This is a genomic window from Marinobacter zhejiangensis (genome assembly GCF_900114775.1).
Lineage (GTDB): Bacteria > Pseudomonadota > Gammaproteobacteria > Pseudomonadales > Oleiphilaceae > Marinobacter > Marinobacter zhejiangensis.
Window position 1 is genome coordinate 222767 of record NZ_FOUE01000003.1, and the last position, 19588, is coordinate 242354.

Here is a 19588-nt window from a genome sequence, read left to right on the forward strand (position 1 = left end):
CCGGTTTTGCAGACGTATTCAGAATATTTGTTGATGCCTATCGCTGCTTGCCGGGTTTGTGAAGCCAGATCACTTTCTGGGTCATGCTGTCACGCCCCGGCTTAGCCCAGAACAGGTTCGCGGACAAACTTAATTCGCCATCCCGGACATCCGCATTGATCAGCGCGAAATTGTTTTCGCCAGCAAAACGGTACAACTGCTCAAAACGGCCCCCTTCGTAGCCGTCGATGTTTGCGGATTTCTGCATGGCCGCGACCGCCAGACCGGGTGCGGGAGCTCGGGAGATGGCGCTGGATGTCAGGTTGAACAGGCGGGCACCCGGAAAGCGGTTGTCTTGGCGGATGCGAAAGGCGCTGGCGCAGTGCACGTCACCGCTCAGGATGGTAATGGGCATGCCACTCTCGTGGGACCGCTTCAGGAGCAAGTCGAGCACTATTCGGCGCTCGGCGTGGTTACTGCTGTGTCCCCACTCGTCCATGAAGTCGTCCTTCTGACTGCCAAAATCGGCGGTATCCACGAACTTTTCGTTCCAGTGCACCATGGGTACAGGAGATACAACGAACAGGGCCTTCTTTTTCTTGGTTGCCGCAGCGTTGATCCAGCGCCGGAAGCGCGCCATTTGATCCCTGCCCAGCAGCTTATGGTCGCTGTCAGCGGGCTCACAGTCGTGGTGGCCCCGTACATCAAGCACAAAGAAGGCAAACTCACCATGGTTCATGGTGTAGTCCCACTGGCACTGGGGCAGGTCGCTCAGGTTATTCCCGGGGCCAGGGTTGTGGCAGTGCTGATACTCTTCATAAACCGCAGCAGCGGCTTCAAACATCAGCATCACCAGTTCATAGTTGACCTCATCATCATCGTCCTGCAGCCAATGGCGCAGCTTGAGCTTGCGCTCCTTCTCCGTCAGGGAGCCCCAACCGTCCATGATTTCATGGTCGTCCCAAATCATGTACTGGGGGTAGCGGCGATACACCGACAGCACGTTCTCGAAGTTCCAGTAGATCCGGTAATAGGTGCGGTAGAGCTGGGTGAAGTAGGCCACCAGGGCGGGCTTGTCGAGACTGCCGTCAGCGTGGCGGTGGTTCTGGATCAGCGCATTCTTGTTCAACGCCAGCCACTGCCAGACGTCCTGAATCCGGGACTTGTCGTTGGTATCGCAATACACCTGGTCGCCCCCGCCGATGACGAAATCGGCTTTGCGATCGTCCAGCGCATCCAGGAAGTGGCTCCAGGCGCCATCATGGCTGGGGCTGACGCTGAACGGGTCGTGGCAGGAGTAAAAACCAAAGCACAGGCTGGCGGGGGTCTTGGCCAGAGTCCTGAACCAGTAGTCATGATTACCGCCCAACTCCACCCGACGGCTGATTTCTGGGCGGTCGTTATCGGCGACCAGGTAATAGTAGTAACGGGTGTTTGCCAGGAGTCCATCAATTTCAAAGGTGTGAGTCAGGTCAGAGGATGGACTGAAGGTATGGCTGGCATGAAGGATGTCGGGATGCTGCGTGGTCAGCTGCGCGATGGACTTGTTGGACAGGGTATAGCTGTCATGGTCCAGGGGCCGGTGGCTGACCAGCAAGTGCCAGAGGCCGTCGCGATAAACCCGGGTCCAGAGGCGGGCGGTAGTTGCGGTGGTGTGGCCGACGATTGCGGCCGATGACAGTTTTGATTTCAGCGATTCGTAGTTGCTGGGATCCTGCAGTCCATGCATTAGGGGACTCCTATCGTTCCATGATTTGAATGACGACCAAGAGACTAGTTGGCCGTTCAGTATTTCTCAATGCTAACTTTTTCGGTTTGTCAGTCATTGATCCAGTCTGCCTGTCCTTGGCGACTGCTTATTTTTCAGACAGGTTAGTGGGCCTTTACTTTCTGTTTTCCACAGCGGGCACAGCGGTAGACGGTGACCAGCTTGCCCTGTTTTACGTCAAACTGCTTCTCCTTGCACACCTCCCATTTGTGGAAGTCGTGCTGGCACAAGCCCTTGCGGGGAGCCTTCTTGGCGGGCTTCTTGAACGGCAGGATGGTGGCCATGGTTGGACTCCTGAAAAGGGGCGTGAAGCTCAGGGCTGGCTCTGTTGGTGCAGGTAATCGAGGATAGCGTCCCGCAGCACATCGCTTTTATCCAGCCCCTGATTGCCAAACAGACGGTTGAATTCGAGCACATAGGGATGGTTTCCCACCATGGCAATGTCAAATCCGGCATGGTTGACGTCCAGGTCTCTGGCCAAGCGTAACGCCAGTTCAAGGGCTGCCTCTGGTACCGGGCTGGTGTCGATCCGGCCGCCCCGGGCAACGTTGTTGTAGAAACCCTGGTCGGACTGATGCCGCCAGTAGGCGGTTACGACCTGGTCGCCCACGATGACCACGCGGATATCCCGGTCGATCGGCAGGTATTCCTGCGCATACAGCACGTCGGCTTCGTCACAGTAGCGTTGCCAGTCCTGGCGGTCATTGATCAGCCAGACTCCTTCTCCCATGCTGGCTTTTGGGCGCTTGGCCACAAACGGCAACACCATGGTGTCCCAGATCATTTCCCGTTCCTGATGGCCATTGGCCTCAATGAGGGTCCAGGGCGTGTGCTCAGGGGCAACGGTCTGGAAGGCTCGGGTCATCTCAATCTTGTCGTGGCCAATGCGATAGCTGGCCACGCTCGGGAAAACCCGGCACTTAAGGCCATGCACCAGCGCGTTCAGCTGCCAGTACTCAGGGTACAGCACCCAATCTGCCTGTTTTAGCTCCTCCTTGTGGTTCAGGAACTGTTCTGGCTTCAGGGTTTTGGTGTCGGGAAACCCCAGGGTACGAAAGATATCGAAGGAGATCAGGTTCATGGATTAACAACGGGCGGGCAGTTTGGAAGTCCTTATTTTAGGCGGTGGAGGGTGGCTGGCAAGCAGTTTGTCGCTTGCGGAACTCGGTGGGGGTGCAGCCGGTAATGCGTCGGAATGCGGTATTGAATGTGGATTTGGAGTTAAAACCGACGTCGTAGCAGATCTGTGTGACTGAGATTGTTGACTGGGTCAGGGCCTCGCAGGCCGCATCGATACGGAAGCCATTAAGCCAATCGTAAAAATTGCCGCCTGAACACTGGTTGATAGCGGCCGAAGCCTGGTGCGTGGTGATGCCGCACTGTTGGGCGAGTTTGCCCAGGGTCAGGTCGTTGAGCCGGAACAGGCCGTCTTTCATAGCGTCGGTCAGCAGACCGAAATGGGCGGCCGCTTCGGGCTCAACAGCTGCCTGGCTGGGCGTGTCATTGCTGGCGGCGGCTGGTTTGATTTCCGGCGTCGTGGCTCGTGGAATATGCGCCGGCAAATGGGCAAATGTCAGCAGCAGGTAGGCAAGGTAGGCGGTTGTCGGGGCGAGAAAGTAGATCTCCGAAATCTGCCAATCGATCAGGTAGTAAATAATGGTGCGAATAATAAGTGATGTGGCGATGATGAGCTGAATCAGCTGCAGCCGGTTTACCCAGTCTTGCACCGCCGGTTTGCGGCTACTGATGCCGAGCCGTTGCTGGCGCCACCAATAGAACAGACTGAGCACAATCAGCACTGAAAGATAGGGGGTGCCATACAGCGCGGCCGGCTGCCAGAGGGATTCCGATATCCGCCCCTGCATGAGCCAGTAGACCTGCTCCTCTGAGGGCAATAGCCAGAAAGGGACCGCCAGGGCGGCGACAAGGATCATTGGCAGGGCATGCAGCCAGCGGGCGCGCCAGTTGGCCAGCACATTGTCGCCTTGAAGGGCGCGGATGTAGCCGAAAAGACAGAACGGAAGCATAACCACGGGCGCATCGGCGATTTTGAGGAAGAATGGCCACCGGTGCATCAGTTCGGTCTGGAGGTACAGGTACTCCATAGACTGAAGCACAATCAGGCTCAGCATGGCGATCAGGTAGGCCATTGGCAGACGGTCCTGTTGCCGGTTAACCAGCCAGCTCAGGCTGGCAAACAACAGGATCACCCCGATGGACAGACACACCAATGCAGCTGCTGCCGATACGTAATTCATCTCTACCTCACGTATGGATGGATCGAACTGTACGTTCAATCAATTGTTTTTATTAGATAAATATTTTGTCTTTCGAATCCATCGAAGCAGACGAATCTTAGGTTCAAATTGCTTTTAATAGGCCCTCGCCACCCATACAACGATAACTAGGTGAGGAACATCTATGCGATTGAGTGCAATTGGCGCAGTGCTTGGCAGTGCGCTTTTACTAGGCTGTAATGGCGGCTCTGAAAATGCAAGCGGTCCGCAACCGCTCGGGCCCTATGATGCCACAATCCGGTACACCGGTTTCGGCGTTCCCCATATTACCGCCAGTGATTACGGTAGCCTCGGTTATGGGATGGGCTATGCGCACGCCCGTAACAACCTTTGCACTTTATCGGAGCAACTGGTCAAGCTGAACTCCGAAAAGTCCCGTTATTTTGGTCCTGGAGCCAATCACGCCAACATCCTGACGGACGTTGGCTATAAAGCGCTGGACTACCCGGCTCAGGCTGCGGAGTTGTATGCCGGTCTAACGGACACTTCGAAGCAATTGCTCACGGGCTTCGCGGCAGGATTCAACCGGTCGCTTGATGAACGGTCGGGGCCAGCCGACTATCCCTCACCGTGCCGTAATGCCGAATGGGTTGAGCCTATTACGGCCCTTGACCTGTTAGCCTACCAGCTCGATCTTGCTGGGCTGGCCAGCAGCCGTAACTTCCTGCCGGCAATTGCCGCTGCCCAGCCCCCAAGTGCTGCCATTGCCGCCCTGGGCGCAGAGCTGGATTCCGCCCAGGTATTTACCTCTGAGGGTATCGGCAGTAACGGATGGGCATTGGGCCGCGACCGGGTTGAAGGTGCCAACAGCATGCTCCTGGCGAACCCTCACTTCCCTTGGGACGGTGAGCTGCGCTTCTTCCAGAATCACCTGACCATACCGGGTGAGCTAGATATCACTGGAGTGAGCATGATTGGCCTGCCAGCGGTGGTGATTGGTTTTAACGATCATCTCGGGTGGACTCACACAGTATCCCAGTCCAAGCGTTTCACGCTCTATCAGCTGAAGCTGGACCCCAATGACCCGATGCGTTACGAGTTCGATGGCGCCTTCCGGGACATCACCAGTAAAACGGTGACCATCGACGTCAAGCAACCGGATGGCAGTCTGGCGCAGCACAGCCAGCCGGTTTACTTCAGCCACTTTGGCCCGATGGTCAATTTGTCTTCGCTGTCGCCGGCCTTGGGGTGGAGCGGCTCAAGCGCGATTACCTACCGGGATGCAAATGCTGGAAACACCCGTATGCTGGAGCAGTGGGTCGCTATGGGCAGAGCGCGCTCAAGAAGCGAGTTCTTCCAGGCCTTTGAAGACCACCAGGGCATTCCATGGGTTAACACCCTGATGATCGACCGGGAAGGGACCGCCAGCTACATTGATGGCACCCAGGTTCCACAGCTCACCCCTTATGCCGAGGGGTACTGGAAGATAGCCTCTGCAGCACCGCAGTTGGCACCGATCTGGCAGGATGGGGCTGGCAGCGTGTTGTTGCCCGGCGATTCGTTCCTGTACGAGTGGCGTGACAGTGGCGATACCCTGGCCCCCGGCCTGGTGCCATTCAGCAAGGCGCCCAAGCAGACCCGTACCGATTACGTCTTCAATGCCAACAGCAGTCACTGGTTAAGCAACCTTGACGCTCCGCTGGAGGGGTACAGTCTCCTTTACGGCCCGGAAGGCACGGTTCGTAGCACCCGTACCCGCTACAATGCCCAGCTGATCAGCGACGTCAGTGGCAATGGCCTGGCGGGCTTGGATGGCCGTTATTCCATGGCGGAACTGATGACGGTGCTTACTCATAACGGCTCGCTGTTCTCCGGTGACTGGCAGACCCAGCTGACCCAGCGTTGCGTCAATTACCCGAGCGTTCAGCTGGATGGGGCATCCTATGACTTGACGGCAGCCTGCCAGGCGCTGATCAACTGGGACGGCCGCTACGACACAGATAGCCAGGGCGCGCACCTGATGCGGGAGTTCCTGGGGGCGTTCCGCGTAGCAAGCCACCGCTCGCTCAGTGATGACCTGTTTGCAACCGCCTTCGATCCGGCGCAACCGGCAACAACCCCGGCGGGACTGGCGCCGATCAATACTGCCGATCCCCAGAATGACCCGGTACTTGTCGCCCTGGCCCGGGCCGCGAAGCAGTTCTCTGATGCGGGTATCGCTCTCGATGCGCCCCTGGGCAGCCTTCAGTACGTGCTCAAGGCGGAGGGGCTGACAGGCATTCCGGTCAGTGGTGGCTATTCGTTCGAAGGGGTCTTCAATATGGCGGAAACCAAGGTGCCGTCGCGCAGTACCTCCGATCTGGCCAATGCGTTGACGGGTTCCCCTCAGGCCGGCAGCCTGCTGACCGCGTTGGATGAAGATGGCAACGGCAGTGATGAACTGGCGTACCGGATAAACTACGGCACCAGTATTGTGATGGCGCTGAAGTACACCGACCAGGGACCTTCAGCCCAGATGTTCCTCACTTACGGTCAGGACCATGATCCGGAAGGAGAGCACTTTACCGACCAAGCAGAAAAATACAGTAACCTCGAATGGCGACCGGTTTTGTTTGATAGCGAGAGTGTCAAAGCCGAAACCGTTGAAACCGTTACGCTAAGCGCAGAGCGGCTCTGACGAGGTAACAGTTGGCGATAGTTGGCCCCGCTGTGCGGGGCCCTTTTTGTATCAGGGGGCCTGTTCGTCCGGCTGATTGAGCACTGACGGTTTTTTCAGGGCTCTGGCGAACAGGTCCTTTTCTTCGGCAATCACCAGGGCCGCCTTTTCGGCCATCTCCTCACTCATGCCATCCACCCGGGTTTGCAGGAACTGGGTGATTTCCTCTGCCAGTTCAAGGATCTTGTCCCGGGCATCGGCGTCCGCCTTGGATGAAAACAGTAGGGTATCAGGGTGTTTCAGTGCCATCTCCAGCCCATCCCTTTCAGAGTAGTACAGCGCTTGTACGGCCATGATTGCGTCTCCATAGGGTTCCCGGCAGCCTGGGCTGAGGGAACAACGTTTAACTTCTGGCCGCAGTGTATATTAATATTGCTGTATATAAAAACAGTATTTTGGTGTTGCGGCTTACCTTGGCCTATAGTGGCCTGAAGCCACAATGGTGCCGGGACAAAACCGGTGCTGATATCGAACGATGGGACTCCACGCTATGGCCGACTACTCAATACCAAACGCCTGGGCATTCACTGCGGGGCTGAGTGTCACTCTGCTGCTGTCAGCCTGCAGCAGCCAACCACCGGCACACCTCGGCGTTGGTGCCAACGGCATGCTGGCCCCGTGTCCGCCAAGTCCCAATTGTGTCTCCAGTCAGGCCGATGAAGATGATGCTGAGCACCTGATAGCACCGTTGAACGCAGGCCCTGATGCCTGGGAATCGCTGCCTTTGGTTTTGTCGTCCGACGCTCAGTTGCGGGTTGTGGTGCAGAGCGAGACCTACATTCATGCCGAAGCCACCTCATTCCTGTTTCGGTTTGTCGATGACCTGGAGTTTCTCTACCAGCCTGACCAGGGGCTGGTGCAGGTCCGCTCTGGGTCAAGAACCGGTTACTCGGATTTCGGGGTTAACCGGACGCGTCTGGAAGCCATCCGGCAACAGCTGGCGGAGTAGTCTCAGTTGCCATAATTGGCAGGAAAAACCAGGGTTTCCCCGTGCTGCATGACCCGGAACAGCCCTTCCTCCACGGACTGGTCGGCGAGGGCGCGGCGCAGGCGGTGTGGGGGCTCATCCATGGGTTCGTCGGTCAGTACAAAGGTGCCCCAATGCATTGCCACAGACTGGCGGGCGCCAATGTCCCGGTGGATATGGACGGCTTCTTCCGGCGCAATATGAACCGGTGACATGAACCAGCGGGGGTCGTAGGCGCCGATGGGCAGAAGGGCGAGGTGGATAGGGCTGAACACCTCGCCGATCTGACGAAAAATGTTGCCATACCCGGTATCTCCGGCGAAATAGAACCGGTACCCAGCGATCTCCAGCAGCCACCCGCACCATAAGCTGGTGTTCCCATCGGTGGCGGTACGTCCGCTGAAATGTTGGGCGGGCAGGCAGAACGCCTCGGTGTGCTCATCAAGGTGCTCCGACTGCCACCAGTCGAGTTCCACCAGATTGCGGATGCCGCGTCGCTCGAACCATCGCCTCAATCCCTTGGGAATAAGAAACTGGACCTTGTCGCCAAAACGCCGGTGGAGTTGGCGCACGGTCTTTTCGTCGAGGTGGTCATAGTGATTATGGGAGATCAGCACCCGGTCAATGGTCGGCATCTCGTGTACTTCCAGTGCCGGAGGGGTATAGCGCTTTGGGCCCAGAAATGGGAAGGGGCTGGCTCGCTCTGACAGCACGGGGTCGGTGAGAATGTTCTGGCCCCGGTACTGGAACAGGAAAGACGAGTGCCCCAGCCAGGTCAGCTGAACATCTTCTGGCGGATGGCCCAGGGCGTGGGCGTCCGGGCGGAGCAGATGGTACTGCTTGCCTTTTGGGAATCGGCGCCCTGGGGACATTTGCCAGCGAAGAAAGTCCCCGAGCCCATGGGTGGGAACTCGTTCCAGATTGTGGAAGCGTTTGCCGGTGGTGTGTGACTGGTTGGCGAGTTCGGCAAGACGCACTCGATCGACTGTCATAGCGGGGTCCTGTGTGGGTCCTTCGAGACGGCTTTATGGAAAAGTCTGACCATATACCCGGATCAGTCTATGATGACATCCTGTCAAAGAACACAGGAAATCCCAGTGTCTCCATTGCTTTACCGTTCGTCTGCACCGCTTTTGCTATCCGCGTTAATGCTGGCTTGCTGGCTTTATCCGGTGGGTTCGCTGTTCCAGTACCAGCCGGGGTTGATCGGGCAGGGGGAGTACTGGCGGCTGTTGACTGGGCATTGGGTGCACATTGATCGATGGCATCTGATGGTCAACCTGGTGGGAGTCTGGTTGGTCTGGTGGTGGACCGGGAAGGCATTCGGACCTTGGCAGTGGTGGCTGACAACACTGGTTTGTTCGTTAGCTGTCAGTGTTGGCTTATATTTTTTTGACCCCACGGTGGCTTGGTACCGGGGATTCTCGGGTGTCCTATTTGGCTTGTTCGCTGCCGGAACCGTGGTTTTGTTCCCTGATCACCCCGTGCTGGCTCTGGCCGGCTTGGTTGGCGGAGCTGCGAAGCTGACCCTGGATGCGCTGGGGTGGGAAGCCTTGGGGGTTGGTCTGGTGTCAGATTTCCGGGTGATTCACCAGGCTCACCTGTATGGCTTTGTGTCGGGCCTTCTGCTCGGCGCCGGCTTCCTGCTAACCCACAGGGGCGGTAGCTGACCTCCGTGAACGGTCATGGCAAAGGTGCCCGCGAAGTTGTTACGGTTCGGCCAATTCCTGCCGGAACTACTGTTGACATAGTTGCTCTATCCAACAATTAAGGAGAGCAACAATGACTACAGCCAACGCACTCTGGGGGTTCCCGATTGACGACGGGCTGCACGTAGATGCCAGGGAAACGGCAGAGCGGATCCGCTCAGATGATGGCGGGGCTACCCGTAAGCTTAGTGAGGAAGCGGCTCACCTGGTGATTCGCCTCACCCATCATGGCCTGCAAAGCTACTACCACCGTCCGACCGAGATCGTGCCGTTGACCTCTGGCCTGAAAAAAACTGCGGACACCGGCATCAAGGCCATCATGGGGGCGATTCAGCTGGTCATCAAACAGTTCTTCAGCAAGCGCAGTGAAGAGGAGCTGAAGGAGTTGAGCCAGTATCTGGAGCAGATGTTGTGGGTGCATCCTGAGCGGTCCGAACCTCACCTGGTGTTTCACGTCCATGCGGAACTACACGAGAGAGCCCTGGACCTGATTGCACAGGTGCGAAGCGATACCAACACCAGCCTGTATATTGACGGCGTGATTGATGCGCTTTGTGAAATCGTTGACCTGAGCATCGTCAACTACTACCACGAACCAACCAACCGTGTAGCCATGGGGCGGGTCAGCAAGAAGACGGCCGACCTCGGCATCAGTACTGCGGAAAAGGGCATTCGCAAGCTGATTGATAAGCTGCTGCGGGACCTGCGCCATGCCCAGCTGGTGGAGCTTTCCTATCACCTGGAAAGCCTGATCCACACCAAAGACTGAATGCTGAAAAAGCACCTTCGGCAGGCTTGGTTAACCACTCTGCCGAAGGTTGGCCTGCTAGTGTCCCGTCTGGCTAATTCCTTAACCTACTGAGCTTCTGAAAAGCCGAAGAGCTAGGCGTGCTGGTGAAGATTTGGTGGTTCCAAATCGAGACAGCAGAACGACGCCATTCGGCTTTTCAGAAACTCCCGAAGGGCTTGCCTCTGAGGACTCTGAGCCTGTGTTGCCAGTCCTTGATGTGGAACCACCACACCTTCAGACTGGCGCCTTGGTCAGTGTCCTCAGAGGCAAGCAGTAGGTTAAGGAATTAGCCAGACGGGACACTAGAGAGAACCCGGTAGTTCAAGTTCACCCATAGCCGCTGCTGTACTTTGATACCGCTCCAGAGGCGGTGGTGAGAAGTACCTTTTTCCCATGCCGGCTCCGGCTTGTACCGGATGGCGGGGGTCCTGGATTTCAACGACGGCCAGGTAGGCCCACAAGCCGCCTACAAAAAGCACGGTAGACAGGATCACCCGACAGCGTTGATGGCGGCAGGGCGATTTGCTGGTGGGACGCCTGGCTTTTGGGAGCCCAGGCTTCATCGTGCAACTGGCCTTGGGGTGGAACAGTCCCGAAGTAAGGTTAATTCGGCACACAACCCGCAATCGGGCGTGTTGCAGTTATCCAACCGGTGGACGGTGGACGCCGGCATGAAAGGAATGATGGCTGGCAGTTCAGTACGGTTCCACAATTCCACATGTTGATAAAGTCCTGATATGGCTTCGTCCCGGCTGCCAAAAGGACCAAGTTGGGGCACTTCCCTTGTGCGCACAAACCACTGGCTTTCCTCCACCAGCAACCGCTCATCGATGTCAAATAACTCGGCTGTTCGACTCGCGAGGCTTGTCATTACGCTCATACTACGTTCCCCTGAAACGTCTTTCTTAATCGTTGTTATAAACAAAAGGCCTTATTCCTTTTGCTTATTACGACACGATAGGGGAGAAGGCTTCGTTCCATCCGGTTTTTGTCATTATGGGCCTGTGTGACGCCCGCCTGTGCAGGTGACTGAACGCTTTAGTGACGCAGGTAGCGGTTATCGCGGCCATAGCGTTTCTGTCTGGCAACCCTCATCGTTGGGTACAGTCTCGTCGTCGAATAACTACAACTAACGGTGTCCAATGACTCATCTTGCCCGTCTTGGCTGGCTCGTCCTCAGCTTTACCTTTACGACTTCCCTGCTGGCGGCTCCTACTGAAACCGTTCAGTGGGGGTGGCGCCCCCCGGTGGAGTTGGCCGGTGAGGGTGAGCCGGAGGCTGCAGTTCGACAGCTTCGGCATTACATCCAGTTGCAGCGTTTGGTCATGGAACGCACGGACTACCATGATCAAACCCGCGCGTTTGTCGACGACCTCTGGGAGTCACTGGAAAGCTTTGATCTTGAGGGCTTCTATCAGTTGCTACCTGAGCAGCAGGCCCCGTGGCGGGCGTTGACGGTTTACGGGGAAGTCGGCCCGGATCAGTATCACATTGGACCTGAGCCCAGGCTCAGACCCGGATCGGATCAGCCCGGGTTAGGCGATTTTCGTGCCGAGGTTCGGGCACGGGAAATCGACGCCGAGGACGCCACTCATTACCTGCTGGATGCCAATGTGGGGATCGGGCTAGGTAATGTGGGTTGGCCATCGGTGGTGCGCGCTGCCGAGGAGGCCTTACGGATGGTTGGCGGGCAGGAGACCGGGCAGGTTACGCCCCGGCTGACCGACCTTGAAGGAACTTTGGCGAGGGATTCGGGGGGAGAGCTGGAGGTCTACCGGCGGCAGGCAAGGGGCTTGAACCCGGCGCTGTCGGAGGCCGAACTCGATTTGCTGGCGCCGGTGTGGGCATCCTATCCACAGATGTGGCAACTGGTGTCGGGCTTGGGAACCCTGGATGATTTGCTGATTGTCGATGAGGGTGAGCCTGGCTATCGTCAGGTTCATGGGGTGTTTACCCTGCACCCGCAACGCCTGGCGAACGCCTATCCCGATCTTGCCCGTTACCTGGAGCGGCTGGACTCTTTGGTGAAGGCTGAACTCAATCTCTATGACGAGTATGGCCGGCTTATAAGAGTGGGCGTTGACAGCGAGCGCTTGCAAGGAACGCTGAGCATGGTGGTCCGGGATGGTCAGGTTGTGCCGGTGCGTTATGAGAAGCCGGTAGCCGAGGCCCCCCGGTTTGATCCCCGCGAGCCACGCCAACTGCGTGCCCATGTTGATGCCCGGCTGGACGTTCTCGGTATCATTGCTGAGGTCGAAGGCATGTCCTTTGAGATTGCCTACGAGCCAACGGCACAGGGCGCCCGCTTTGTGGCTCAAGGGCGTTCCGTTCCGCGGGTGGGGGTTGGCGGCAGAGCCCTGGGGGTGCTGCCTGCATCAATCATTGATGTGGTTTTGCCCAAGCGCATTGACCAGCTGATGAGGGACTTCCTCACGGTAGCCTGTGAGGGCAACAGCCAGCAGGGGATTACCGGCATTGTGGAAGTTGGGGGAGGCGCTGGCGAGCCAGGTCAGCTGCAGCTGGCGGCTGCCTTTGAGGGATTGGATAACTTTTTTGTTCGTATCGGCATGGGCATCATCAACAACCGCGTGATACCGGGTGAGCGGGTGTCAGAAGACCTGAAAAACCTCGTGAATGACGCCCACCAGGCATTTTCCAGCGACCTGGACCAGTTCGAGCGGCTGCTGGTCCAGCGCTAGGCTGAATCAGGTTCTGGGTTACGAGGGAAGGGTGTTGCCAAAACACTGCTTCAGGCAGCTGAAATAGGCATCGATCACCCGTTCGGCCTCGCCCTCGAAATCAAATTCTTCGGGCAATAGCAGCCAGAGGTAAATCAGCCCCGTCAGCTGTACATGCAGGTGCAGTATGGAGCGGTCGATGTCCAGGGATTCCGGTAGCTGGCCGCGCCGCACGGCATTGTCCAGAACTCTGCGCATCCGCCCGGAGGAATCCAGGAAGCCTTTCCGGTGTCGCTCTATGAGGGGTTCATTTTCCTCAGTCATTTCGCATTTGAGAAAAACGATCTCAAACACGCGCTGGCGCTTGGGGTCGTTGGCAATTTCTCGGACCAGGTACAGAAGAAACTCCCTCATCTTACCCAGGGGATCTTCCTCATCCGGAGATTCAAGAGCCTTATGGAGTGACTCCAGGGGCAGGTCAAGGCGCTCCAGCATGGCTACAAACACGTCGTGCTTGTTCTTGAAGTGCCAATAGACCGCACCCCGGGTCAGGCCGGCCTCCGCCGCGATGTCGTTCAGTGACGTTTCGGACACCCCTTTATGGTGGAACACCACTTCTGCAGCATCCAATAACTGCTCACGGGTTTTCTGGGCATCCTCTTTGGTGCGCCGGGCCATGCCTTGCTCCTGAAATCAATTCAATTAACGTGCGAAACTCTACTTACTATACATACATCCATGAATGTATGTATGATCGTGATTACACTCATACGACATTGCTGGGCCCCCACAGCCCGTCAGTGGGACATCACTCATACCGAGGAACAACTGATGCGTCATCTCGCTCTATCCCTGTCGCTGGTCGCGGTGCTTTTCGTGGCCGGTTGCGGTCAGGCGGACTCGCCTGCCAATACTGCCCCGGTTGCACCCGAAGTGGGTTATATCACGGTTAAGGCACAACCGTTTACCCTGGTAAACGAGCTGCCCGGACGGACCACCCCGTTTCAGGTGGCGGAAGTACGGCCCCAAGTGACCGGTATTCTGGTCGAACGCCTGTTCCAGGAAGGGGAGGCGGTTGAAGTTGGTCAGCCGCTGTACCAGATTGACGACCGTCTTTATAAGGCCGCCCTGGCCAGCGCCCGCGCTGAGCTGGCATCGGCACGGGCAGCCCTGGAAACCGCTCGCCTGAAGGCTGAGCGCTATGAGCGCCTGATCAACACCGGTGCCATCAGCCAGCAGGACCTGGATCAGGCCCGGGCCCAGCTGAATGAGTCGCTGGCCATGGTCGACGCCGGCCAGGCCGCGGTGCAAACCGCAAACATCAACCTCGACTACACCACCATCAAGGCCCCCATTGCTGGTCGCATCGGCCGTTCTTCGGTTACGGCAGGTGCCCTGGTCACGGCTAACCAGGCGTCCGCCCTGGTGACCATTCGCCAGCTGGATCCCATCTACGTAGACGTTACCCAGTCCTATAACGCCCTTCAGGAACTCCGCAGTGCGATGTCGTCCGGTCAGCTTCAGACCGTGGGTGAAGACCAGGCTGCAGTGACTCTGGTGTATCAGGGTGGAACCACTTATGAGCAGTCCGGAACACTTCAGTTCTCCGAGTTCGCGGTGGACGAAACCACCGGGTCGGTGACCCTCCGGGCCTTGTTCCCGAATCCGGATGATGCGTTGTTGCCGGGCATGTTTGTTCGCGCCCGTCTGCCCCAGGCCGAGCGTGAAGAAGCGATCCTGGTTCCCCAGAAAGGCATTTCCCGGGAGCCGGATGGCCAGGCGACAGCCTTGGTGATCAGCGAAGAAGGCACCGTTGAGAAACGTGACGTTTTTGCTGAGCGGGTTGTGGAGAATCAGTGGCTGATTCGCGAAGGACTGGCGGATGGTGACCGTCTCATCGTTGAAGGTCTCCAGAAAATCCGGGTAGGCATTCCGGTCCGCGCCGTTGATGTCAGCGAACCCGATGTAAACACGTCACCTGCGCTGGTCGCGGAAGGACAAGGTTAATTTCATGGCACGTTTCTTTATTGATCGCCCCATCTTCGCCTGGGTTATCGCCATCGTCCTGATGATGGCGGGCGCCCTGTCGATCTACAGTCTGCCGGTTGAGCAGTACCCTACGGTTGCGCCCCCTGAAGTCACGATTTCCGCGACTTACCCGGGCGCATCGTCTGAAGCAGTTGAGGACTCCGTCACCCAGGTGATCGAGCAGGAAATGAACGGCATCGATAACCTGCTGTACATGTCCTCCAACAGTGACTCCCAGGGCAATGCGAGTATTTCCCTGACGTTTGCCGCCGGCACAGACCCGGATATTGCCCAGGTTCAGGTGCAGAACAAGCTGCAGCTGGCGACCCCCAGCTTGCCTGCTGTTGTACAGCAGCAAGGTGTTCAGGTGACCAAATCATCAGACTCGTTCCTGATGGTACTGGCGTTTACCTCCAGCGACGGCAGCCTGAGCCGTGAAGATATTGCGGACTATGTTGCGGCTAACCTTCAGGACCCGATCAGCCGTACCCAGGGGGTAGGCCAGGTTCAATTGTTTGGTGCCCAATACGCCATGCGGGTATGGCTCGATCCCAACCGGCTGAATGAATACAACCTGACGCCGGCGGATGTGACCCACGCGATTACCGTACAGAACAACCAGGTGACCGGAGGCCAGCTCGGCGGTTCGCCCTCGGTGGATCTGCAGCAGATGAATGCCTCGATTGTGGTGCAGACCCTGCTGGAAACCCCGGAAGAGTTTGGCAACATCCTGATTCGGGTAACGTCCGACGGTGCCGAGGTGCGCCTGCGCGATGTGGCACGAATAGAGCTTGGTGCCGAAAACTACGCCATTCAAGGCCACTTTAACCGTAAGGTCGCCGCCGGACTCGGTATCAACCTGGCAACCGGTGCCAACGCGTTGGACACTGCTGAGCGGGTACGTGCCCGAGTTGCGGAACTGAGCCCTTACTTCCCGGAAAGTCTGGAAGTGGACTACCCCTACGACACCACCCCATTTGTGGAGATCTCCATCTGGGAAGTGGTCAAGACCCTGATCGAAGGTATCGTCCTGGTCTTCCTGGTGATGTACCTGTTCCTGCAGAACTTCCGTGCCACGCTGATTCCGACCATTGCGGTGCCGGTGGTTCTGCTGGGAACGTTTGCGGTGTTGTTTGCCTTTGGTTTCTCGGTGAATACCCTGACCATGTTCGGCATGGTGCTGGCGATCGGCCTGCTGGTCGATGACGCCATCGTGGTGGTGGAAAACGTCGAACGGGTTATGGCGGAAGAGGGGCTATCCCCGCTGGAAGCCACCCGTAAATCCATGGGCCAGATCACTGGCGCCCTGGTGGGGATCGCCCTGGTGTTGTCCGCGGTGTTCATTCCCATGGCCTTCTTCCCGGGCTCGACAGGCGCGATCTATCGCCAGTTCTCCATCACCATAGTGTCGTCCATGGTGCTGTCGGTGCTGGTAGCGCTGATTCTGACCCCGGCGTTGTGTGCCACCATGCTCAAGCCCATCTCTGGCGATCATCACGCCAAGGGCGGCTTCTTTGGCTGGTTCAACCGGTCGTTTGATGCGGCCTCGGGCCGTTACCAGAGCCGGGTGGAGAAAATCCTTGGTCGTCGTGGCCGTTACCTGCTGATCTATGTGGCCATCGTTGGTGCCCTGGCGTTCAGTTTCATGCGCATGCCGTCGGCGTTCCTGCCGGATGAAGACCAGGGCATCCTGCTGGCTCAGGTTCAGCTGCCGGTTGGTTCTACCCAACATCAGACTCTGGAAGTGCTGGAAAAACTGGAGACCCATTTCCTGGAGAACGAAGCCGAAGCGGTGGAGTCTGTGTTCACTGTGGCTGGTTTCAGTTTTGCCGGCCAGGGCCAGAACTCCGGCCTGGCCTTTGTACGCCTGAAAGACTGGGAAGACCGTGACCTCGAGAACAACGGTGTGGACGCCATCATTGGTCGTGCCATGGGTGCTTTCTCTCAGGTTCGGGAAGCGGTGATCTTTGCGCTTAACCCGCCGTCGATTCCGGCCCTGGGTGTGGCCAGTGGTTTCAACTTCCAGCTGCAGGATCGTGGTGCCCAGGGGCATGAAGCCCTGATGGAAGCCACCAATACCCTGCTGGCGAAGGCCAACCAGCACCCGGCACTGATGCAGGTGCGTTACAACGGCTTGCCGGATGCGCCCCAGTACCGCCTGGACGTGGACCGTCAGAAGGCCCGGGCCATGGGCGTGTCGCTGGATGACATCAACACCACCCTGGCGGTGGCGTGGGGATCCAGCTACGTGAACGATTTCGTCGATCGTGGTCGCATCAAGCGGGTCTTTGTTCAGGCGGATGCCCCTTACCGGATGCTGCCGACAGACATCGACAACTGGTATGTCCGCAATGGCGCGGGTGAGATGGTGCCGTTCTCCAGCTTCTCCAGTGGCGAATGGACCTACGGTCCCCAGCAGTTGCAGCGTTATAACGGTGTATCTTCCGTGAATATTCAGGGCAACGCCGCACCGGGCATGAGTACCGGCGACGCGATGGCGGCCCTGGAAGAGCTGGCGGCGGAGCTGCCGGGCGGCTATGGCTATGAGTGGACCGGGCTTTCCTATCAGGAGCGTCAGTCTGGCAACCAGGCCCCTGCGTTGTATGCCTTGTCGTTGATCGTGGTGTTCCTGTGTCTGGCTGCCCTGTATGAAAGCTGGTCCATCCCGTTCGCCGTCATGCTGGTGGTGCCGTTGGGTGTAATCGGTGCGGTGTTGGGCGCAAGCCTGAGAGGGTTGGAGAACGATGTGTTCTTCCAGGTGGGTCTGCTGACCACCATTGGTCTGTCGGCCAAGAACGCCATCCTGATTGCGGAATTTGCCCTTGAACTAGAAATGAAAGGGCGAGGCTTGCTTCAGGCAACGCTGGAAGCGGTACGTATGCGACTGCGTCCGATCCTGATGACGTCGCTGGCGTTCATGTTGGGGGTAACTCCTCTGATGCTCAGCACCGGGGCCGGTTCTGGTGCGCGGAACGCCATCGGTACCGGGGTGTTCGGCGGTATGCTGACGGCGACAGTCCTGGCGATCTTCCTTATTCCACTGTTCTACGTGGTGGTGCGTCGGCTGTCAGGCGTGCCCCTGATGGCCAAGGGCGAGGACCAGTCCCAGCAGGAATCTGAACTGGCGTTGGAAAAGCAGGGGGCAAACTCATGAGAAGGTTAACCTCCCTGGCGGCTGCAGTGCTGCTGGCCAGTGGCTGCTCCATGATCCCGGAATACCAGGCACCGGAGGCGCCGGTTGCCGGCGCTGTCGGGGCGTCGCAGGTAGCGGGTGACAAGGTGAATTTGCCGGGCTGGCGCGCACTGTTTCCGGACCCACAGTTGCAGTCACTGGTTGAGACGGCTCTGGCTAATAACCGGGACCTGCGGGTTGCACTGTTGAATGTTGCCGAAGCCCGGGCCTTGTACCGGATCGAGGGCTCGGGGTTATACCCGGACCTGTCGGTTGGGGCCTCCGGCACCCGCCAACGGGTGCCCGGTGACCTCTCTGGCACCGGCCAGGCTGAGACTGGCGGGCGGTATGACGTTCAGTTTGGGCTCGCATCCTATGAGCTGGATTTGTTCGGACGAGTTCGCAGCCTGGAGGCGGCAGCCCTGGAAAGCTACCTGGCGAGCGAGGAAATCAGTCGCGCGGCGCACATCACGCTGGTGGCCGAAGTGGCGAACGCTTACCTGACCCTGATGGCGGATCACGAGAAGCTGCGGATCAGTGAACAGGCCGAAGCCGATCAGCAGCGGGCGGTGGTACTGGTGCGCAACCGCTACCGCAACGGGTTGAGCACCGAACTGTCGGTCAGGCAGGCGGAGATCGCTCTGGAGACTGCCCGCGCTTACCGTGCCCAGAATGCCCGGCTGGTTGCGTTAGACCGCAATGCGTTGTCTGTGCTGGTGGGCGCTCCGCTGCCATTGCTGATCGCACGTCAGTTGGATGACCCGAGCATTACCTCTCTCGCAGCGGTGCCGGATGGCCTGCCGTCTACGGTGCTGACCCAGCGGCCGGATGTTCGTGCTGCGGAGCACCGCCTGCGGGCGGCCGATGCCAACATCGGCGCGGCGCGGGCGGCATTCTTCCCGCGCATTGCCCTGACGGCTGGGGCCGGTACGGCAAGTTCAGACCTGTCAGGGTTGTTTGAGGGAGGCTCCGGCGCCTGGTCATTCTCGCCCAGTATTTCCCTGCCAATTTTTACCGGTGGGCGGAATCAGGCGAACCTCGAAGTGGCTGAAGTCCGTCGTGATCGCAATGTTGCCCAGTATGAGCAAGTGGTCCAGACCGCTTTTCAGGAAGTGGCGGATGCCCTCGCGGCCAGGCAGTACCTGGTAGACCAGGAGCGAGCTCAGGATGCGTTGGTTACGGCGACGGAGCGTTCACTGGAGCTGGCAGAGGCCCGCTTCAGCGAAGGCGTTGATGATTATCTGGCGGTCCTGGATGCCCGCCGGGCACTGCTTGATGCCAGGCAGGAGCGGGTCTCAGTCACTCGTCAGAAGCTGGCCAACCGGGTGCAGTTGTACCGCGCTCTGGGCGGCGGTGCCTCGGCGGATGAAGAAACCCTGCTGAGCCAGGAGTCGGAGCGTCGCTCCGAGGCGGAGGCTGAGACCACTGCCCCGCTAGGCTAATGCACTAAAATCGCCCGGGCTGGCTGACGCCCGGGCAATCCTCCGCTAACCTATTGCCTTCCTTGAGGAACTCTTATGGTGTTCCTCACCCACCGGTTTCCA

The 19588-nt window shown here is 58.3% G+C and carries 16 protein-coding genes; 8 read left to right on the forward strand and 8 right to left on the reverse strand.

Going from position 1 to position 19588, the window contains the following annotated elements; all coding sequences use genetic code 11:
- Positions 1-37: 37 nt before the first annotated feature.
- The 4 genes from BMZ67_RS10890 to BMZ67_RS10905 form a co-directional block, all read right to left on the reverse strand.
- A complete protein-coding gene (locus BMZ67_RS10890; protein ID WP_092022509.1) occupies positions 38-1708 on the reverse strand; it encodes an alkaline phosphatase D family protein in 1671 nt (556 codons plus the stop codon).
- 143 nt (positions 1709-1851) lie between these two features.
- A complete protein-coding gene (locus tag BMZ67_RS10895; protein ID WP_092022511.1) occupies positions 1852-2031 on the reverse strand; it encodes a hypothetical protein in 180 nt (59 codons plus the stop codon).
- A gap of 29 nt (positions 2032-2060) precedes the next feature.
- Positions 2061-2828, reverse strand: coding sequence for an ATP-grasp domain-containing protein (locus BMZ67_RS10900; RefSeq protein WP_092022513.1), 768 nt, complete (start codon positions 2826-2828; stop codon positions 2061-2063).
- 37 nt (positions 2829-2865) lie between these two features.
- A complete protein-coding gene (locus BMZ67_RS10905; RefSeq protein ID WP_092022515.1) occupies positions 2866-4005 on the reverse strand; it encodes a helix-turn-helix domain-containing protein in 1140 nt (379 codons plus the stop codon).
- A 163-nt stretch (positions 4006-4168) separates the two neighbouring features.
- Here BMZ67_RS10905 and BMZ67_RS10910 point away from each other — a divergent pair, with 163 nt between their 5' ends.
- Positions 4169-6661 (forward strand): penicillin acylase family protein, encoded by a 2493-nt coding sequence (locus BMZ67_RS10910; protein ID WP_092022517.1) that lies wholly within the window; start codon positions 4169-4171, stop codon positions 6659-6661.
- 51 nt (positions 6662-6712) lie between these two features.
- Here BMZ67_RS10910 and BMZ67_RS10915 read toward each other — a convergent pair whose 3' ends face one another.
- Positions 6713-6994 (reverse strand): YebG family protein, encoded by a 282-nt coding sequence (locus tag BMZ67_RS10915; protein WP_092022519.1) that lies wholly within the window; start codon positions 6992-6994, stop codon positions 6713-6715.
- Positions 6995-7190: 196 nt separating this feature from the next.
- Between BMZ67_RS10915 and BMZ67_RS10920 the strand changes: the two genes are divergently transcribed.
- A complete protein-coding gene (locus BMZ67_RS10920) occupies positions 7191-7649 on the forward strand; it encodes a DUF1499 domain-containing protein (RefSeq protein WP_092022521.1) in 459 nt (152 codons plus the stop codon).
- Positions 7650-7651: 2 nt separating this feature from the next.
- Here the strand turns inward: BMZ67_RS10920 and BMZ67_RS10925 are convergent, their stop codons facing one another.
- Positions 7652-8659 (reverse strand): MBL fold metallo-hydrolase, encoded by a 1008-nt coding sequence (locus tag BMZ67_RS10925; protein ID WP_092022523.1) that lies wholly within the window; start codon positions 8657-8659, stop codon positions 7652-7654.
- Positions 8660-8764: 105 nt separating this feature from the next.
- Between BMZ67_RS10925 and rrtA the strand changes: the two genes are divergently transcribed.
- Together rrtA and BMZ67_RS10935 are read left to right on the forward strand one after the other, a co-directional pair.
- Complete coding sequence (rrtA, locus tag BMZ67_RS10930; protein WP_175481901.1) at positions 8765-9337, forward strand: rhombosortase; 573 nt, start codon at positions 8765-8767, stop codon at positions 9335-9337.
- 112 nt (positions 9338-9449) lie between these two features.
- The gene (locus BMZ67_RS10935; RefSeq protein ID WP_092022527.1) at positions 9450-10145 is read left to right on the forward strand and encodes a hypothetical protein; all 696 of its coding nucleotides are present in this window, start codon (positions 9450-9452) and stop codon (positions 10143-10145) included.
- A 580-nt stretch (positions 10146-10725) separates the two neighbouring features.
- Here BMZ67_RS10935 and BMZ67_RS18845 read toward each other — a convergent pair.
- Entirely contained in the window at positions 10726-11046 is a 321-nt protein-coding gene (locus BMZ67_RS18845; protein WP_425434238.1) for a DUF6316 family protein, read from the reverse strand.
- A gap of 262 nt (positions 11047-11308) precedes the next feature.
- Between BMZ67_RS18845 and BMZ67_RS10940 the strand changes: the two genes are divergently transcribed.
- The gene (locus BMZ67_RS10940) at positions 11309-12865 is read left to right on the forward strand and encodes a hypothetical protein (protein ID WP_092022529.1); all 1557 of its coding nucleotides are present in this window, start codon (positions 11309-11311) and stop codon (positions 12863-12865) included.
- An 18-nt stretch (positions 12866-12883) separates the two neighbouring features.
- Here BMZ67_RS10940 and BMZ67_RS10945 read toward each other — a convergent pair whose 3' ends face one another.
- Complete coding sequence (locus BMZ67_RS10945; protein ID WP_092022531.1) at positions 12884-13522, reverse strand: TetR family transcriptional regulator; 639 nt, start codon at positions 13520-13522, stop codon at positions 12884-12886.
- Positions 13523-13594: 72 nt separating this feature from the next.
- Between BMZ67_RS10945 and BMZ67_RS10950 the strand changes: the two genes are divergently transcribed.
- From BMZ67_RS10950 to BMZ67_RS10960, 3 genes are read left to right on the forward strand one after another with little or no spacing between them, the layout of a single operon-like run.
- Positions 13595-14851, forward strand: a complete 1257-nt coding sequence (locus BMZ67_RS10950) for an efflux RND transporter periplasmic adaptor subunit (RefSeq protein ID WP_281246607.1) — start codon at positions 13595-13597, stop codon at positions 14849-14851.
- Positions 14852-14855: 4 nt separating this feature from the next.
- Entirely contained in the window at positions 14856-18026 is a 3171-nt protein-coding gene (locus tag BMZ67_RS10955) for an efflux RND transporter permease subunit (RefSeq protein ID WP_092022535.1), read from the forward strand.
- Complete coding sequence (locus BMZ67_RS10960) at positions 18023-19486, forward strand: efflux transporter outer membrane subunit (protein ID WP_092022537.1); 1464 nt, start codon at positions 18023-18025, stop codon at positions 19484-19486. Before BMZ67_RS10955 ends, BMZ67_RS10960 begins: the two co-directional genes overlap by 4 nt.
- Positions 19487-19588: the final 102 nt, after the last annotated feature.